Annotated in this window: 16 protein-coding genes; 10 read left to right on the plus strand and 6 right to left on the minus strand. The window is 71.3% G+C overall.

Features of this window, described 5'->3' with window-relative positions; genetic code table 11:
• Positions 1 to 9: 9 nt before the first annotated feature.
• Together BLS95_RS28060 and BLS95_RS28065 are read left to right on the plus strand one after the other, a co-directional pair.
• The gene (locus BLS95_RS28060; protein WP_090937553.1) at positions 10 to 939 is read left to right on the plus strand and encodes an ATP-binding protein; all 930 of its coding nucleotides are present in this window, start codon (positions 10 to 12) and stop codon (positions 937 to 939) included.
• A gap of 83 nt (positions 940 to 1,022) precedes the next feature.
• On the plus strand, positions 1,023 to 1,409 hold the full coding sequence (locus BLS95_RS28065) for an SCO5389 family protein (RefSeq protein WP_090937555.1): 387 nt from the start codon (positions 1,023 to 1,025) through the stop codon (positions 1,407 to 1,409).
• Between the two features lie 31 nt (positions 1,410 to 1,440).
• On the opposite strand, the gene BLS95_RS28070 is transcribed toward BLS95_RS28065, so the two are convergent.
• Genes BLS95_RS28070 through BLS95_RS28080 form a run of 3 tightly spaced genes read right to left on the minus strand, consistent with a single transcriptional unit; the run spans position 1,441 to position 4,129 of the window.
• Positions 1,441 to 2,421: an LLM class flavin-dependent oxidoreductase gene (locus tag BLS95_RS28070; protein WP_090937558.1), complete on the minus strand. Its 981-nt coding sequence runs from the start codon at positions 2,419 to 2,421 to the stop codon at positions 1,441 to 1,443.
• Between the two features lie 32 nt (positions 2,422 to 2,453).
• Complete coding sequence (locus BLS95_RS28075) at positions 2,454 to 3,125, minus strand: ribonuclease HII (protein ID WP_090937561.1); 672 nt, start codon at positions 3,123 to 3,125, stop codon at positions 2,454 to 2,456.
• Positions 3,126 to 3,151: 26 nt separating this feature from the next.
• On the minus strand, positions 3,152 to 4,129 hold the full coding sequence (locus BLS95_RS28080) for a LysR family transcriptional regulator (protein WP_090937564.1): 978 nt from the start codon (positions 4,127 to 4,129) through the stop codon (positions 3,152 to 3,154).
• 79 nt (positions 4,130 to 4,208) lie between these two features.
• On the opposite strand from BLS95_RS28080, the gene BLS95_RS28085 reads away from it, so the two are divergent.
• The 3 genes from BLS95_RS28085 to BLS95_RS28095 all read left to right on the plus strand — a co-directional run bounded on the left by BLS95_RS28085 (position 4,209) and on the right by BLS95_RS28095 (position 9,762).
• Positions 4,209 to 5,510, plus strand: coding sequence for a pyridoxal phosphate-dependent aminotransferase (locus BLS95_RS28085; protein WP_090937567.1), 1,302 nt, complete (start codon positions 4,209 to 4,211; stop codon positions 5,508 to 5,510).
• 141 nt (positions 5,511 to 5,651) lie between these two features.
• Positions 5,652 to 6,296, plus strand: coding sequence for a GNAT family N-acetyltransferase (locus BLS95_RS28090; protein WP_090937570.1), 645 nt, complete (start codon positions 5,652 to 5,654; stop codon positions 6,294 to 6,296).
• Between the two features lie 274 nt (positions 6,297 to 6,570).
• A complete protein-coding gene (locus BLS95_RS28095) occupies positions 6,571 to 9,762 on the plus strand; it encodes an AfsR/SARP family transcriptional regulator (protein ID WP_090937573.1) in 3,192 nt (1,063 codons plus the stop codon).
• 271 nt (positions 9,763 to 10,033) lie between these two features.
• On the opposite strand, the gene BLS95_RS28100 is transcribed toward BLS95_RS28095, so the two are convergent.
• The gene (locus BLS95_RS28100; protein WP_090937576.1) at positions 10,034 to 11,458 is read right to left on the minus strand and encodes a DUF7059 domain-containing protein; all 1,425 of its coding nucleotides are present in this window, start codon (positions 11,456 to 11,458) and stop codon (positions 10,034 to 10,036) included.
• Positions 11,459 to 11,576: 118 nt separating this feature from the next.
• Between BLS95_RS28100 and BLS95_RS28105 the strand changes: the two genes are divergently transcribed.
• Positions 11,577 to 11,933, plus strand: coding sequence for a hypothetical protein (locus BLS95_RS28105; protein WP_090937579.1), 357 nt, complete (start codon positions 11,577 to 11,579; stop codon positions 11,931 to 11,933).
• Here BLS95_RS28105 and BLS95_RS28110 read toward each other — a convergent pair.
• Together BLS95_RS28110 and BLS95_RS28115 are read right to left on the minus strand one after the other, a co-directional pair.
• Complete coding sequence (locus tag BLS95_RS28110) at positions 11,881 to 12,477, minus strand: TetR/AcrR family transcriptional regulator (RefSeq protein ID WP_090937584.1); 597 nt, start codon at positions 12,475 to 12,477, stop codon at positions 11,881 to 11,883. The genes BLS95_RS28105 and BLS95_RS28110 overlap by 53 nt on opposite strands.
• On the minus strand, positions 12,474 to 12,986 hold the full coding sequence (locus BLS95_RS28115) for a GNAT family N-acetyltransferase (protein WP_090938058.1): 513 nt from the start codon (positions 12,984 to 12,986) through the stop codon (positions 12,474 to 12,476). Before BLS95_RS28115 ends, BLS95_RS28110 begins: the two co-directional genes overlap by 4 nt.
• A gap of 58 nt (positions 12,987 to 13,044) precedes the next feature.
• On the opposite strand from BLS95_RS28115, the gene BLS95_RS28120 reads away from it, so the two are divergent.
• The 4 genes from BLS95_RS28120 (at position 13,045) to BLS95_RS28135 (ending at position 16,432) form a co-directional block, all read left to right on the plus strand.
• Positions 13,045 to 13,506, plus strand: a complete 462-nt coding sequence (locus BLS95_RS28120) for a winged helix-turn-helix transcriptional regulator (RefSeq protein ID WP_090937589.1) — start codon at positions 13,045 to 13,047, stop codon at positions 13,504 to 13,506.
• 42 nt (positions 13,507 to 13,548) lie between these two features.
• On the plus strand, positions 13,549 to 14,352 hold the full coding sequence (locus BLS95_RS28125; protein WP_090937591.1) for an SURF1 family cytochrome oxidase biogenesis protein: 804 nt from the start codon (positions 13,549 to 13,551) through the stop codon (positions 14,350 to 14,352).
• Positions 14,353 to 14,362: 10 nt separating this feature from the next.
• Entirely contained in the window at positions 14,363 to 15,112 is a 750-nt protein-coding gene (locus tag BLS95_RS28130) for a tyrosine-protein phosphatase (protein ID WP_090938061.1), read from the plus strand.
• Positions 15,113 to 15,235: 123 nt separating this feature from the next.
• Positions 15,236 to 16,432 carry an amidohydrolase family protein gene (locus BLS95_RS28135; protein WP_090937594.1) on the plus strand — a complete coding sequence of 399 codons (1,197 nt, stop codon included), beginning with the start codon at positions 15,236 to 15,238 and terminating at the stop codon, positions 16,430 to 16,432.
• Position 16,433: the final 1 nt, after the last annotated feature.

A 16,433-nucleotide genomic window follows, 5' to 3' on the forward strand; every position in this document is an offset into this window, starting at 1 on the left:
GGAGTCGCCGTGAGAGTGGCGTTCGTCGGCAAGGGCGGGAGCGGCAAGACGACCATGTCGGCCCTGTTCGCGAGACACGTGGCGAGCCAGGGCGGGCCGGTGGTCGCCATGGACGCCGACATCAACCAGCACCTGGCCCTCGTGCTCGGCCTCGACCGCCAGCCCGAGCCGCTCGGCGCCCACCTCACCGAGATCAAGGACCGGCTGCGCGGCGACAACCCGCGCATCCCCTCGGCCGAGGTCATGGTCAAGACCACCCCGCCGGGGCGCGGCTCCAGGCTGCTGAGCGTCGCCGACCTCGCCGCCGACCCTTACGCGCTGGCCACTCCCGAGGGGCCCCACCTGCTGGCGACCGGCCCGTTCAGCGAGGACGACCTGGGCGTGGCCTGCTACCACTCGAAGGTCGGCGCGGTGGAGCTGCTGCTCAACCACCTGGTCGACGGCCCGGGGGAATATGTCGTGGTGGACATGACGGCCGGGGCCGACTCCTTCGCCTCGGGCCTGTTCACCCGCTTCGACCTGACGTTCCTGGTCGCCGAGCCCACCCGGCAGGGCGTGAGCGTCTACCGGCAATACCGCGACTACGCCGCCCAATACGGCGTCGCGCTCGCCGTGGTAGGCAACAAGGTCCACGGCGAGTCCGACGTCGAGTTCCTGCGCGAGCACGTAGGTGACGACCTGCTCACCTGGATGGAGCACTCATCGGTCGTCCGCGCCATGGAGCAGGGCCGCCACTTCGCGCTCGGCGACCTGGAGGCCGTCAACCTCGACGCGCTGACCGTGCTCCGCAAAACCCTCGACGAGCAGGAAAAAGACTGGGCCCGCTTCGGCCGCCAGGCCGCGGAGTTCCACCTGCGCAACGCCCGCGCGTGGGCCAACGAACGGACCGGAGCGGACCTGACCGCCCAGATAGATCCGGATTTCGTCTACGGCCCATGACCGCACTGTCCCCCTTCAGGCCACTGGAGGGTCCTCCCATCCCCGCCTAGCTTCAAAGGCGATCCCTTTCGAGAGGAGACAGCATGTCGCTGACCGTTCCGAACGATCTGCTCGACCAGGCCAGAGCGGGTGACGTCGACGACGCGGCCTTCGTGGCGTGCGTACGCGACTCGCTCCCCTACGCGTGGTCGCTGATCAGCGAGCTGGTCAAGCAGCGCGAGCAGACCGGCGCCGAGTTCGCGGACAACCAGGTGCCACCGCCGTCGGAGGAGGCCCGCGGCCAGCTCCTGCGCTGCATGGCGAGCGACGCGATGCGCGGCACCCTGGAGCGTCACTTCGGAGTACGGCTGGCCTTCCAGAACTGCCACCGGGTCGCGGTCTTCGACCCGGCGGCCACCAAGGCCCTGCTCGACTTCGTCACCCCGAGGGCGCAGATCCTCAACCAGCAGCCGGAGCTCGTTGACTGCTGAGCCACCACCCGGTGACCCGGCCGCGACCGGGTCACCGGGCCAGCAGTGGCAGCACCTCGGCCCCGAATCTGCGAATGTTCCGCACATTTGCGCGGTGCTCCCCGGCCCCCTCCATCAGCAGAACGAACCGCTCGATTCCGGTGATCTCCGCGGTACGAAGCAACGTCTCCGCACAATGCCCGGCCGACCCCACCGGATGAATCCGCGTCAGCAAGTCCACATATGCCGGGATGTTCCGCATGGGCCGCACCCGATCGTCCACCGGCACATACCCGGCCAGCCCCGGCTCCAGCCAGCGCGGCAGCGACTCCTTCAGCTCCCGCACGGCCAGGGCCGTGGAGTCACCCACATAGGCCACCCCCGCCGCGACGTGGTCGTCCGCGCTCCCCCCGCGGGCCCGGTAGTCCGCGACCAGGGCCGCCTTCTCCGCGTCCCCGACGTGCATGCCCAGCAACATCGGCAGCCCCCGGGCGGCCGCCACCCCCACGCTCGCCTCCGACGTGCACGCGACCACCGGCCGCAGCCGGGCCGGCGGCACCAGCTCGACCTCCCGGAACCGGAAGAAGTCCCCCGCGGCCGACACCCGGCCCCCCGACAGGGCCTCGATCAGCACGTCGAGCGACTCCCCGAACCCCCGCTCCAACCGCTCCACCCCGGTCCCGAACACCTCCAGGTCCACCCACGGCCCGCCCCTGCCGACCCCGAGCGTGAACCGCCCGCCCGACAGGTGGTGCAGCATGGCAGCCTGCTCGGCCAGCGCCACGGGATGCCAGGTGGACAGCACGCTCACGGCCGTGCCGAGCCCGATCCGGCTGGTCCGGCCCGCGGCCACCGCCGCGAACGTGGTGGCGGACGGGCACACGCCGTAGGACATGAAATGGTGCTCGGCGACCCACGCGTCGTCGAATCCCGCCTCCTCGGCGGCCGTCACCAATTCCACGGCATCGGCCAGCACCCGCCCGGATTCCTGACCGGGAAACCGGGCGGCCAGGACGAAGACGCCGATTCGCATTTTCCTCATGGTGACGAGCGCGCCGCGCACGTTCAACCGAAAAGGCTGGCCTGTCCCTCGATCGCCAGCGGATCGCGATGGAGTTTCAGATGCCGCCACTGCGGCAGGTCGTCGAGATAGGACCAGGAGAGGCGGTGGTGGGCGGTGGGACCCAGCCGGGCCAGGGCCTCCTGGTGCATGGGTGACGGATATCCGGCGTTGTCGGCGAAGCCGTACTCGTCGCAGCCGATCGTCGCCATGTACGCATCGCGCCTGACCTTGGCCAGCACGGACGCCGCCGCGACCGAGACGCTCGCCGCGTCGCCCTTGATCTCCAGCCGCACCGGCCAGGGAGCGCCGATGTAGTCGTGCTTGCCGTCGAGGATCACCGCGTCCGGGCGCACCGGCAGTGCCTCCAGCGCCCGCCGGGCGGCCCTGCGCAGAGCCTCCGTCATGCCGTGGGCGTCGATCTCGGCGTGCGTGGCCTCGCCGAAGCCGATCCCCGCGGCCCAGGAGCCCAGCTCCGCGGCCAGCGGCTCGCGCCGGGCGGCGGTGAGCTGCTTGGAGTCGGTCAGGCCGGCCGGCGGCTCGGACAGGTCCGTGACAACGGCGCAGACCGTGACGGGCCCCGCCCAGGCGCCCCGCCCCACCTCGTCGACGCCGGCGACCGTACGGGTGCTGGGCTGGGCGAGCAGGAGGTGCTCGATGTCGTACGTCGGCGGCATAGGCGCACACGCTATCGGCCCCCGCCTCACTCGGCGAGCGGGTCGTCCTCGTCGGGCCGGTCGCCGTGTGGCCTGCCCGCCGGGCGCACCGGATCGAGGTCACCGGCGAGGTAGCGGGCGGCCACGTGGATGGCCCGCAGCGTCACCGACACCGACGGCCGGTGCACGCTGGACGCGCGTGCCACGGCCTTCACGTCACGCCCCACCGGATTGCCGGGGAACTGCCGCACGGCCAGCCCCCGCACCCCGGCGGCCAGCGCCAGCGCGGGCACGGCGGCGATCCCGATGCCCTTGGCGACGAGCGACAGAATGGTCCCCAGCCCCTCGAACTCCCACGGCGTCGGCTTGATGCCGCCCACGTTCCCGAGCAGCCGGTCCACCGCCAGCCGCGAGGGCTCGCCGTCGGGCGTGGCCATCCACGCCTCGTCGCGCAGCTCCCGCAGGTCGAGCGGCACGCCGGGGTCGGCCAGGCGGTGCCTGCGCGGCACCACGAGCACCAGCGGGTCACGCAGCAGCGGGAACACCCGCAGGCTGTCGCTGTCGCCCACCCGGCCGTACCAGTCGTCGACCAGCGCGATGTCCACCTCCCCCGACTGCACCTCCCGCATGCCCCGCCCGGACCTGCTCTGCCCCAGCCGCAACGTGAGCTCCGTGTGGCGGCGCAGTGAGCGGGCGAGCGCCGGCGCGAACGCCACCGCCGCCGTCGGGAAGGCGGTGACCACCACCCGTCCCACCGGGGCCCCGGCGTGCGCGGACAGGTCGGACTCGGCCTCCTCGACCATGGACAGGATGCGCTCGGCGTGCACGACCAGCCGCCGCCCCGCGTCGGTGAGCTCGGCGCTGCGCGCCGTCCGGTCGATCAGAGCCGTGCCGGTCTCACGTTCGAGCGCCGCCAGCTGTTGCGACACGGCGGACGGACTGTACCCCAGAGACTCGGCCGCCGCCGCGATGCTGCCCCGACGAGCAAACTCGCAGATCAGCACCAAACGCCGCAATTCGAGCATCAGACTTCCTTATGCCTACCCACGAAAAGCCTCGCTTGTCCTGATGCCTTCATACAACCACGCTGGGAACGTGACAAACATGACCGTGACTCTGTCCGCCACTTTGGCGGCCAACGAGGACATCGAGCGAAGACGGCGCGCCGGGGAGCGCGTGGTGCACCTCGCCTTCGGTGAGGCAGGTCTGCCCGTCCACCCGGCACTGCGCGACAAGCTGGCCGCCGCATCGGGGAGCAACGGCTACGGGCCGGTCGCCGGAGCCCCCGCGCTCCGGACCGCGGCAGCGGGCTACTGGGCACGACGGGGGCTCGACACCGACCCCGAGCTGGTCGTCTGCGGACCGGGCAGCAAACCCCTGCTGTACGGCCTGATCATGGCGATCGGCGGCGACATCGTCCTGCCCATGCCGAGCTGGGTCAGCTACGCCGCGCAGGCCGACCTCGTCGGTGCCCGCCCCATCCTGGTGCCCGCACCGCCAGGAGAGGGCGGGGTGCCGGACCCGGACCTGGTGGCCGCCGAGGTGCGGCGCGCCCGGGCCGAGGGCAGGACCGTGAGCTCGGTGCTGGTGACCCTGCCGGACAACCCCACGGGCCGGCTCGCCACGCCGGAGACCGTGGGCCGCCTGGCGCAGGTCGCCCGCGAGCTCGACCTGATGATCATCTCGGACGAGATCTACCGGGACCTGGTGCACGACCCGTCACTGCCGTTCACCTCGCCGGCCGACGTGGCGCCCGAGCGCACGATCATCACTACCGGGCTGAGCAAGAGCCTGGCACTGGGCGGCTGGCGGATCGGCGTGGCCAGGCTGCCGCACCCGAGCGCGGAGGCGGACGGGCACGCCCTGCGCACGAAGTTGCTGGGGGTGGCCAGCGAGATCTGGTCGGCCCCGGCGGCGCCCGTGCAGGAGGCCGCGGCCTACGCCTTCGACGACCCGCCCGAGCTGGTCGACCGCATCGCGCTCAGCCGCCGGCTGCACGGCGTGGTCGCCAGGGCCGTACGCGACCGCTTCGTGGAGATCGGGGCGAGCGTGCCGGTCCCCCAGGGCGGCTTCTACCTCTATCCCGACCTGAGCCACCTACGGCTCGGCGGCGCCGCCGACATCACCCGGATCCTGCTGGAGGAGCACGGCATCGGCGTGCTGCCCGGCCACGCCTTCGGCGACGACCCCGCCGCGGCCAGGGTGCGGGTCGCGGTGAGCCTGCTCTACGGCGAGACCCCCGAGGCCCGGATGGCCTCTCTGACCAGCGCCGACCCTCTCCAGCTGCCGTGGATCGCGGCCAATCTCGATCACCTTTCGATGGGCCTCAAGGAGCTTTCCCTGGTGCGCCACGACGCGGTGCGTGAACACCACCCCGCGCTTGTGCCGACCCCATGTCACGGTTAGGCGAATCTTTTCCCAAGATCGGCTTTACCTTCCCCCAAAGGGGCCCTTGACCTGCGGAAACATCCTGTCCGCGGAACCCGGTCGAAGGTGGGATCAACAGTCTGGTTACATGCACGCGGGGTTCCCCTCCATCATGTGCACATGCCCGCTCTTGTCACCTTGTCCGGGCGCTCCGTGCGCCTGGAACCTCTCAGCCCCGCGGCGGTCGATGACCTGGTCGCCGCGGCGAGTGAAGACCGCTCCACGTATGCCTTCACTCGCGTCCCGAACGGCCGGGACGAGATGGCCTCCTATGTGGGGGCCGCTATGGCTGAGCAGGCGGAGGGCCGCTCGTTGCCCTTCGCCATCCGGTGGCTGAACACCGACCGCGTGGTCGGTGCCACCCGTCTCATGCACCTGGAGTACTGGCAGGGCCCCATGCCCTGGCCACCGGGTACACGCGGTGCGGTGGGCGAGATTCCGTCCGTGGCCGACATCGGTTACACCTGGCTGGGCGCGAGCGCCCAGGGCACGGGGGTCAACCGGGAGAGCAAGTTCCTGCTGCTCTCACACGCCTTCGAGACGTGGAACGTCCACCGCATCACCCTCAAAGCAGACGTACGCAACACCAAGTCCCGGGCCGCCATCGAGGCCCTCGGCGCACACTTCGACGGGGTGCGACGAGCGGATAGCCGAGGCGCCGACAATACGGTCCGAGATACCGCGTTCTACTCGATCCTGAACTCCGAATGGCCGGCCGTCAGGGAGCGGCTCGTCATGCGGCTCGGACTGGTCGAGGCAGCCTGACCACCTTTCCACCAAAGGCCCCGCCCAACTTTCCGGGCGGGGCCTGTATTTTTCGCCGCCCCCGTGTGCTCTACATGACACGCCGCCCGCGGCGTGCTCGATGGTCGAGCCCATGCGTCATGCCCAGCCGACCACCAGCATCGGCGGGAAGGTTCAACGCCTGATTGACAGCCGATCGACGTACAGGTTAACGATCAGGCCGGTGCTAGGTGGTGTGCAATGTCCGATCTATCATTTGGTCACAAATCATCCCATTGGCTTGGAGACGGACGGCATGGCTGGTCAGAGCGTTGAAGGGGGGCTGCGGTTCGCCGTCCTCGGTCCTGTCCGCGCGTGGCGTGACGGCCTCGAACTCGACCTGGGCACCCCGTTGCAGCGTTCCATCCTCGGCATGCTGCTGCTGCGCGCGGGCCACGCCGTCACCCCCAACGAGATGATCGACGCCGTCTGGGGCGAGGACGCCCCGCCGCGGGCCCTGGGCGCGCTCCGCACCTACGTCTCCAGACTCCGTACCGTGCTCGAACCGGACAGGCCGGCCCGTTCCCGGCCGGAGCTGCTCACCTCCATCGGCCGCGGCTACGCGCTGCGGCTGCCGGACGACGCCCTCGACCTGACCCGCTTCGAGCGCGGCATCGCCGGGGCCGAGGCGGCGCGCAAGGCGGGGCGGCCGCGCGAGGCGGCCGAGAGGCTGCGTGCCGCGCTGGCGCTGTTCGAGGGCGAGCCGCTGGCCGGCACCGTCGGGCCCTACTCCGAGCACCAGCGCGACCGGCTGGTCGAGCGCCGCATCAGCGTCATCGAGACGCTCATGGACCTGGACCTGGAGCTGGGCAACCACGCCGAGATCGTGTCCGAGCTGATCGCGCTGACCGCCGACCATCCGTTGCGCGAACGGCTGCGGGCCCAGCTCATGCTGGCCTTCTACCGGTGCGGCCGGCAGGGCGACGCTCTCAACGTGTTCACCGAGACGCGCGAGGCGCTGATCGACGAGCTCGGCATCGAGCCGGGTCCCGAGCTGGCCACGCTGCACCAGCGCATCCTGGCCGCCGACCCCACGCTGGCCCCGGCCGAGCCGGCCGCCGACGAGTCGCCGGAGCCGGAGGAGCCGCGGCCGGCCCTGGAGCTGCCGCGCCCCGCCCAGCTCCCCGCCGCCGTCACCGACTTCACCGGGCGCAAGGAGCTCGCCGTACGGCTGCGCGCGCTGCTGTCGGCCCAGTCCTCGTCCCTCTCCTCAGCCGGCGGCGTCCCGGTGGCGGCCATCTCCGGCATCGGCGGCGTCGGCAAGACCGCGCTGGCCGTGCACGTCGCCCACCTGGCCGACGACCTGTTCCCGGACGGCCAGCTCTACGCCGACCTGCGCGGCTACACCGACGAGGCGACCGCGCCCGAGTCGGCCCTCGGCGGATTCCTGCGCGCCCTCGGCATCCCGCCCGACGTCATTCCCGACGGCCTGCCCGAACGATCCGCGCTCTTCCGCTCGATCCTGGCAGAACGCCGCATCCTGGTCCTGCTGGACAACGCCCGCGACACCGCCCAGGTCATCCCGCTGCTGCCCGGCTCGCCCGGCTGCGCGGCCATCGTCACCAGCCGGGTCAAGCTGGCCGACCTGCCCTCGGCCCGGCTGATCGACCTCGACGTGATGGAGCCGGGGGAGGCGCTGTCGCTGTTCGGGGCGGTGGCCGGGGCGGAGCGCGTGTCGGCCGAGCACGGCGCGGCCATGGACGCGGTGGCCGCCTGCGGGTTCCTGCCGCTGGCGGTGCGGATCGTGGCGGCCAGGCTGGCAGCGCGGCCCTCGTGGACGATCGCCTCCCTGGTGGCCCGGCTGGCCGACGAACAGCGCCGCCTCGACGAGCTGCGGGTGGGCGACCTGGGGGTGGAGGCCACGTTCGCGCTCGGGTACGGGCAGCTCGACCCGGCCGCGGCCCGCGCCTTCCGGCTGCTGTCGCTGCCCAGCGGGCCCGACATCTCCGGCGAGGCGGCGGCCGCCGTGCTGTCGATGAGCGCGCTGGAGGCCGAGGAGGTGCTGGAGTCACTGGTGGACGCCAGCCTGCTGGAGGCGCCGGCGCCGGGCCGCTACCGCTTCCACGACCTGCTCAAGCTGTTCGCCAGGCGGGAGCTGGACAGGAGCGAGCAGCCCCGGGAACGGGCCATGGCGCTGCGCCGGCTGCTCGGCTTCTACCTGGCCTCGGCCCAGTCCGCGCACCGGCTGGCCTACGAGGGCAGCATGATCGCGGACAACCTCGTGGTGATCGGCAGCGGGCGGGCGTTCGCCGGTGCGGAGGAGGCCGTGGCCTGGCTGATCTCCGAGGGCGACTCGCTGTTCGCGGCCATCAACCAGGCGGCCGCGGTCGCGCGTACCGACGAGGAGCTCCAGCCCGCCGCCGACCTGCTGGTGGCGATGGAGCCGCTGCTGGAGTCGGGCACGCACACGCGCGAGTTCGACCAGAGCACCCGCGCCGCGCTGGCCGCCGCCCAGCACCTCACCGACCAGACCGGCGCCGAACCCGGGCGCGATCAGGGCCGCGCCGGACCCGGGCGCGATCAGGGCCGCGCCGACCCCGGATCCGAGCGAGCAAGCGAGCTACGCGCCCGTTATGTGCTGGGCCGGGTGCTGTTCGCGGGCAACCGGCTGAGGGAGGCCGAGGAGCAGTTCAGGATCGTGTACGACCTCTCGCGCGCCCGCGCGGAGAAGATCGTCACCGGCGAGGTGCTGAACGCGCTGGCCGTCGTGGTCGGCCGCCAGCGCCGCCACACCGAGGCGCTGGCGCTGTTCGACGCGGCGATGCGGTTCTACCGCGAGAACGGCGTTCCGGCCGGCGAGGCGCTGGTGCTCAGCTACTCGGCCCGCGACCACCTGGGCCTGGGCCACGCCGAGGACGCGATCGCGGCGGCGGAGAAGGGGCTGGCCATCTTCACCGAGATCGGCAGCGGCGCCGGCACCGCCCGGGCCCGCTACCATCTCGGCATCGTGCTGTCCCGGGTCGGCCGGCTCACCGAGGCCGTCCACCACCACGCCGAGTGCCTGGCCTTCTTCCGGGCCGGCAAGCAGCGGGTCTGGGAGCAGCGGGTGTGCTCCCGGCTGGCCGAGACGTTCATCGCCGCCAAGCGCTATCCCGACGCCGTCCGCCACGCCGAGCAGGCGCTGGTCGTGGCCCGCGAGATCGGTCACCCCTACGGCGAGGCGCTCTCCCTCACCGTGCTCGGCAAGGCGCTGCGCGGTCTCGGCAGCAGGACGCGGAGCCTGGACTGCTTAAGGCGGGCCTTCGACATCTTCTCCCGGCTCGGCGCTCCCGAGGCCGGCGACCTGAAGGTCCTGCTGGACGGCATCGCCATCACAGAACCCGCCCTCGGTCCCACCGCGGTCACCGGGTCCGCCCTGGAGTCCGCCGCCCCCGCTGTCGAGCCCGCTGTCGAGCCCACTGTTGAGCCCGTCGTCGAGTCCGTCGTCGAGTCCGTCGTCGAGTCCTGAGTACAGCTCGTCGTCCAGACGTGTCATCCACACATGGTTGATCAAGGCTGTCCTTAGGGAGTCACGAAACATCGTGATCAATGGTTTTCAGCCCGGCCGGCCATCCGTTGCCGCCACGCGTCGCTAGGGGGCCCGGTCATCCGGATGCTCCGCGCGGCGGCTAGCCGCCTCACTAGGACGACCGGCCGGACCTGACACGGCCCTCGAACCCCCCAGGTCCGTGTCCTGCTAGAGCCTGCACCCAAGCGGTCAACGTCGAATCAACGGCCGATTAAAGCAGGAAGTAACCCTCCGCGATCAGCGGCCTGACCGCGTCGGCGTTGAGGATCTCGCCGTCGCCGACCAGCTCGGCGATCACGTTGAGCAGCGGCCCGAGTGCCAGCTCGCCGTCGCACACGCCGGCCAGCGCCGCCTCCACCGTGCCGACCTCCCTGCTGCGCCGCAGTCCCTGCGTCTGGCGCAGCACGATGCGGATGGGGTCCTCGGCGCCCGGCAGGCCGATGCGCTCGTCCAGCAGCCCGTCGGCGGTACGCAGCCGCGCGGTGTCCAGATCCCCGGCCCGGTGCGCGGCGGCCACGGCGTCGAGCACGGCGTCCACGTAGTCGCCGACCGGCAGCGAGACCTGGTGCGTGAGGTGCTCCACGCGGACGACGGGGTCGAACGCGCCTGAGTTGCGCATCGTGATCCAGCCGAACCCGACGCCCTCCACCTTGTGCTCGTCGAACCAGGCCAGCCAGCGGTCATAGTGCTCGGTGTAGGACTCCGTGCCCTGCTGCGCCGCGTCCCGCAGCCACAGCTCGACGTATTCGGCCGGGTCCTGCACGTCGCGCTGCACCACCCAGCCGTCACAACCGGTCTCGCGCAGCCAGCCGCCGACGCGGTCGTGCCAGTCCTCGCCCTCGACGTGCAGCCAGTTGGCCAGGAAGTGGGCCTGGCCGCCGGGGGCGAGATGGCGGGGCGTGCGGCGTACGAGGTCGCGGCAGAACCCGTCGCCGCCCACCTCGCGATAGGTCAGCCCGGGCGCCGGCGAGATGACGAACGGCGGGTTGCTCACGATCAGGTCGAACAGCTCGTCCTCGACCGGCTCGAACATCGACCCGACCCGCGCGTCCACCCCCGTGACCCCCGACAACTCCCAGCTCAGCCTGGCCAGCTCCACGGCCCGCGGATTGACGTCGGTGGCCACCAGCTGCTCGGCCCGCTCTGCCAGGTGCAGCACCTGCACCCCGCAACCGGTGCCGAGGTCGAGCGCGCGCCCGGCCGGGCGGCGGGTGACGAGCTGCGCCAGGTTGGCCGAGGCGCCCCCGGCGCCGACGACGTGGTCGGCCCGCAGCGCCGGGTCGCCCGGCCGTACTTTGCGATCGGAGACCAGGTAGCCGCCGGTCTCCCAGGGCTGCAGGTGCACGGTCGCGCGGATCTGGTCGCCCTCGGCCGCGACCAGGCCGGAGTCGAGCACCTCGTCGGGGACGGAGACGGCGGGAACGGGGACGCCGAGCCACCACAGCCTGATCAGCGTGGCCAGCGGATCGCCGTCGGCGGTGGCGCGCAGTGCCGGGACCAGCTCCTCCCTGGAGAGGGCCGTGGCCGCCATGCCGCCCAGGCGGTCGCGGACGCCGTCGATCGTGTAACCGGTCTCCAGGAGGTGATGGCGCAGTCGTTCCACAGGACCATCCTTCCACCACGGGCTTCCTGGCATGATCCGATACCCACGGCGTTCATACTGTTACTTAAACGTCCAAGCATTCTGCAAGCCACTAACAAGGCGAGCGCGATATCTCTAGGGAGGTAACCAGCTCATCCCAAGGAGCGGACCGATGCTGATCCCCTGCTTGGCCTGCGAGTCCCGATTCGGGCCCGACGAATACTTCAGCGCTTGCTCCGACTACAACCGGGGCCTGGACCTGGTGTCCTGGACCTGCCCGCACTGCGGCAACCGCGACGACCTGCGGGTGCTGCCCGGCGAGCTCGGGTTCGGCTATCCGCACCACGGCCGCTTCGACGTGCACGCCAGGGTGCGGGTGCCCGGGCTCCGCAGGCACCGCGGTGACCTGCGGCTGGACATCTCGCTCGACCGGGCGAGCTGGCGGATCAGTACGAGCCTGCGCCGGGCCCGGCCCCTCACTCGGGACGCTGGCGCAGGCTCTGCCAGGCCGCCTCGCCCAGTCCCCTGATCTCCTCCTCGGTGGGCGTGTGCGCCCCGGCGAACCACAACCGGCACATCTCCTGCGCCGGCCCCAGCCACAGCACGTAGCACATGGTGGCGTGCACGGGCTGGAGCAGGCCGTTCTTCATGTGCGGCCGCCACCAGTCGGAGACCTGGCGGAAGAACGCCCGCCGCGCCTCGGCCACCTCCGTGCCACCCGGCTCGTGCTTGCGCGGCGGCCGCTCGCTGACCAGCAGCCTGGCCCGCTCGGGATGCTCCCCCGCCCACCGCATGTGGAAGGCGACCACGGCCTCGATGCCGGCCCGGGCCTCCTCGTGGCTGACCAGCTCGGCGAGGAAGGCCTCCTGGTAGGCGGTGAGGATCTCCGCGTAGAGCACGCCGAAGACGTGTTCCTTGCTGGCGAAGTGGTGGTAGAAGCTGCCGACGCTCACTCCGCTTTCCTCGCGCAGGCTCGCCAGCGTGGTGGCCGACACCCCGTCCTGGCTGAACCGGCGGAGGGCGCCCTCGATGATGCGGGTCCGGCCGTCGCGTCCGTTCTTGACACTCTTCACAATGTCAATGGTGTGCCACCAGAACGTTGTTCCGCAAATAATGCAGCCTGATCGATCATAGCGGTAACCTCAACCGTCCCGGAAGCGACCTTCATCACCGCATCAGGCCAGATCCTGCGGATGAGCCGGAGCACCCGGCGGTTCTCCCCCATGACGTCCATGCCCACGGTCCTCGCGCCGCGCAGGGCGGCCCTGAGCAGCAGTCTCTCGACCAGCTCCGGCCCGAGCCCGAACCCCTGCCACTGGTCGGCCACGACCACGGCGATCTCCACGTCGGCGCACCGGCCCAGATAGCTCATGGCATGCCCGACGATCTCGCCACCCTCGGTCGCGACCAGGGCGTCGCGACGCTCGTCCACCGCGATCAGGGCGTGCACCAGCCCGCTCGCCGGAACGCCGAAGCCGGTGAAGAAGCGCATTGTCTGCGTCTGCAGCGACAGCCCCGCCAGGAAGCGCGCGATCCGCTCCTCGTCGTCCGGACAGGCGGGGCGGATCTGAGTTCCATGCATAGACTCAGGCTGCCCGTCGAAGCTGAGTCTGTCAATTGAACTCAGGTATAATGCAAAGATGAACGTGCCCTTCCGGGTGGACAACTGTTCAATCGAGCGCACCCTGGACATCGTCGGGGAGAAGTGGACCTTCCTGGTGCTGCGGGAGGCGTTCAGCGGCGTGCGGCGCTTCGCCGACATGCAGGCGATCACCGGCGCTCCCCGCCAGGTGCTCAGCGCCCGCCTGGCCCGGCTGGTCGACGAGGGGCTGCTGCGCAAGGAGCCCTACCGCGAGCCCGGGCAGCGGCAGCGGGACGAATACCGGCTCACCGAGAAGGGCCGCGACCTCTATCCGCTGCTGGTGGCGCTCATGCACTGGGGTGACAAATACCTGTCCGACGAGGACGGCCCGCCGGTCCTGCTGACCCATCGCGGCTGCGGCGCGCTCATCGAGCAGCACTTCCACTGCGCGGACGGCCACGAGGTGCGCGGCCCCCGCGAGGTGACCCCGGTGCCGGGCTCCGGCCTCAAGAGTGCCTAGGCGTTTCCAGGGGCACGGGGTCGGGTGCCTACCCTTGAAGGCGTGTACCGGTTCCTGCTGACGCCCAGATGGCTCGCGCTCCATGTCGTGGTGCTGCTGGTCATCCCCGCTTTCGTGCTGCTCGGGCGGTGGCAGTTCGGCCGTTTCGAGGAGCGCTCCGCCAACAGCGACCTGGTCACCTCGAACATCGACGCCGCGCCGGTGCCGCTCGACCGGCTCGCGGCCCCCGGCCAACCGGTCCGGCAGGACGAGCGGTTCCGTACGGTCCGGGTGACGGGCACGTACGACCCGGCCCACGCGGTCGTCGTACGCCGGCGCCCCCAGGAGGGCCAGGCCGGCTTCTACGTCCTGACCCCGCTCGTGACCGGCGCCGGCACCGCAGTGATCGTGAACCGCGGCTGGGTCAAGGCGGGCGCCACCGCCGACACCGCGCCCGAGGTGCCCGCTCCCCCCGCCGGCCAGGTAACTGTCACCGGGCGGCTACGACCCAGCGAGACCGAGGAGTCCAGCGGGATCCGCGATCGCTCCGGGCTGCCGCCCGGCCAGGTGCTGCTGATCAACGCCGACAAGCTCGGGCAGGGACTGCCGTACCGGCTAGTGGGCGGCTACGTCGAGCTGACCGAGCAGCAGCCGCGGCCCGCGGTCGCGCCGGTGCCGGTGCCCGAGCCCGACGTGGGCCCGGGAGGCGGGCTCAACCTGGCCTACGGGGTGCAGTGGTGGCTGTTCATCGGGATCGCCATCGGCGGGTGGATCATGCTCATCCGGCGCGAAGTCGCCGAGCGGAAGGCCGCGGGCGAATCGCGGGGCGCGCCCGCGGACGAGGAGGCCGGGGCCACCGCCAATTAAGGTGTTGAGGGTGATCCGCCACATTGAGTTCACGAACCTCTGCAACTTTCGCGACGTAGGTGGATATGCCGCCAGAGACGGATGCACGGTCCGGTGGCAACGCCTCTACCGGGCCGACTCCCTCGGCTGGCTGGCCGGTGACGACCTGCCGGCCTTCCGCGCGCTCGGAGTGCGCACCGTCATCGACCTGCGGCATCCGTACGAGGTCGAGCGGGCCGGACGGGTCCCGGAGGCCGAGGGGCAGCTCTACCACAACCTGCCGATCGAGGGGCGCAGGTGGGACGTCGCCGCCATCGTCGAGGCCGCCGGCATCGCGAGATACCTCGCCGACCGCTACCTGGAGGTGACCGAGGACGGCATCGACAACCTCAGGACCGCCCTGGAGACGATCTCGGAGGCGGGCAACGCCCCGGTGGTCATCCACTGCGCGGCAGGCAAGGACCGCACCGGGCTGCTCACGGCGCTGATCCTGTCCCTGGTGGGCGTGGGCGAGGACGACATCGTCGCCGACTACGCGCTCACCGGCCTGGCCCACGACCGTTTCGTCGCCGACTGGCGCAGACGGCATCCCGGCATGCAACTGTGGCCAGGGTTCGGCCTGGCGCCCGCCGAGGCCATGCGGTTCTTCCTCGCCGACCTCGCGCTGAGGCACGGCTCGGTGGAGGAATACGTCACCGACGTCCTGCGCGTCTCCCCCGATGTCATCGCCGAACTCCGCGATCACCTGCTGACCGGACCGGACTCGAAGGAGCGGTCGTAGGCGTCCGGCGGCCCGGGACCGCCGCCCATCCCCTCCCCGCGGTCCCCGGTCGGAAGATCTCGGATACCCAACGGATACGTCGCAGCTTGTTCGACGTTATCCCGCCGTCGTACGGTTACACGCGTGACTACGCCGCTGCTTCCTGACCCTGACCCGAGGCGGCGCGACTACGTGATCATCTCCGCCGACGATCACCTGATCGAGCCTCCCGACATCTTCGAAGGCCGGCTGCCGGAGAAATACGCGGAGGTCGCGCCCAAGGTCGTGGAGACGGAGGCCGGTCACCAGGTCTGGCGCTACGGCGGGGCCACCTATCCGTGCGCCGGCATCGACGTGGGCGCCGGGATGCCGCGCGAGCAGTGGACGCTCGACCCGGTCAGGTTCGAGCACATGCGCCCCGGCTGCCACGACATCGAGGCCCGGATCCGCGACATGGACGTGGCCGGCATCTGGGCCGCGCTCTGCTTCCCCGGCATGCTGGCCGGGCAGTCGGGCATGCCGTTCGCCAGGACCCGCGACCAGGAGCTGGGCCTGGCCCTGGTCAAGGCGTGGAACGACTGGCACATCGACGTCTGGGCGGGCACCTACCCCGAGCGCGTCATCGGCCTGCAGCTCCCGTGGTTGCCCGATCCCGACGTCGCCGCCAAGGAGATCCGGGCCAACGCGGCCCGGGGCTTCAAGGCCGTCGTGTTCCCGGAGTTCCCGACCAGGCTCCGGCTGCCGTCGATCCACACGGGCCACTGGGACCCGTTCTTCGCCGCCTGCGAGGAGACCGGCACCGTCGTCGCGCTGCACGCCGGGGACTCCTCGTGGTCGCCCGTGCCCTCGCCCGACACGCCCATCGAGGCGATCACCACGCTCATGCCGACCAGCGCCATGTTCGCCTGTGCCGACTGGCTCTGGTCGGGGCTGCCGCTGCGCTTCCCGGCGCTGCGCATCCTCATCGTCGAGGGCGGCGTGGGCTGGCTGCCGATGCTGGCCGAGCGTGCCGACTACGCGCTCGACCACCCGGTGGCGGGTGAGGCGTCGTGGGACGGCGGGCTCAAGCCCAGCGAGGTGCTGCGCCGCAACTTCTTCTTCGGCACGCTCGACGACCACGCCCTGTCGGGGGTGCGGCTCGCGGTCGGGCTCGACCACGTGCTGCAGGAGAGCGGCTATCCGCACTCCGACTCGACCTGGCCGGACACCCAGCAGTCCGTGGCGCGCAACCTCGGCACGCTCCCGCCCGCCGACATCGCCAGGGTCGCCTACGGCAACGCGGCTCGGCTGTTCGGCCACCCGCTGCCCTCACGGGCCTGGCTGCGGATGGAGGAGCTCTGAC

Origin of the sequence: Nonomuraea jiangxiensis (assembly GCF_900099965.1) — a bacterium.
Taxonomy (GTDB): domain Bacteria; phylum Actinomycetota; class Actinomycetes; order Streptosporangiales; family Streptosporangiaceae; genus Nonomuraea; species Nonomuraea jiangxiensis.

What these genes read in the sequence shown, in the direction of transcription:
- BLS95_RS28065 (WP_090937555.1), top strand. Translation starts at nt 1,023, where the DNA reads ATGTCGCTGACCGTTCCGAACGATCTGCTCGACCAGGCCAGAGCGGGT.
- BLS95_RS28070 (WP_090937558.1), bottom strand. Translation starts at nt 2,421, where the DNA reads ATGCGAATCGGCGTCTTCGTCCTGGCCGCCCGGTTTCCCGGTCAGGAA.
- BLS95_RS28075 (WP_090937561.1), bottom strand. Translation starts at nt 3,125, where the DNA reads ATGCCGCCGACGTACGACATCGAGCACCTCCTGCTCGCCCAGCCCAGC.
- BLS95_RS28080 (WP_090937564.1), bottom strand. Translation starts at nt 4,129, where the DNA reads ATGCTCGAATTGCGGCGTTTGGTGCTGATCTGCGAGTTTGCTCGTCGG.
- BLS95_RS28085 (WP_090937567.1), top strand. Translation starts at nt 4,209, where the DNA reads ATGACCGTGACTCTGTCCGCCACTTTGGCGGCCAACGAGGACATCGAG.
- BLS95_RS28090 (WP_090937570.1), top strand. Translation starts at nt 5,652, where the DNA reads ATGCCCGCTCTTGTCACCTTGTCCGGGCGCTCCGTGCGCCTGGAACCT.
- BLS95_RS28095 (WP_090937573.1), top strand. Translation starts at nt 6,571, where the DNA reads ATGGCTGGTCAGAGCGTTGAAGGGGGGCTGCGGTTCGCCGTCCTCGGT.
- BLS95_RS28100 (WP_090937576.1), bottom strand. Translation starts at nt 11,458, where the DNA reads ATGCCAGGAAGCCCGTGGTGGAAGGATGGTCCTGTGGAACGACTGCGC.
- BLS95_RS28105 (WP_090937579.1), top strand. Translation starts at nt 11,577, where the DNA reads ATGCTGATCCCCTGCTTGGCCTGCGAGTCCCGATTCGGGCCCGACGAA.
- BLS95_RS28115 (WP_090938058.1), bottom strand. Translation starts at nt 12,986, where the DNA reads ATGCATGGAACTCAGATCCGCCCCGCCTGTCCGGACGACGAGGAGCGG.
- BLS95_RS28120 (WP_090937589.1), top strand. Translation starts at nt 13,045, where the DNA reads ATGAACGTGCCCTTCCGGGTGGACAACTGTTCAATCGAGCGCACCCTG.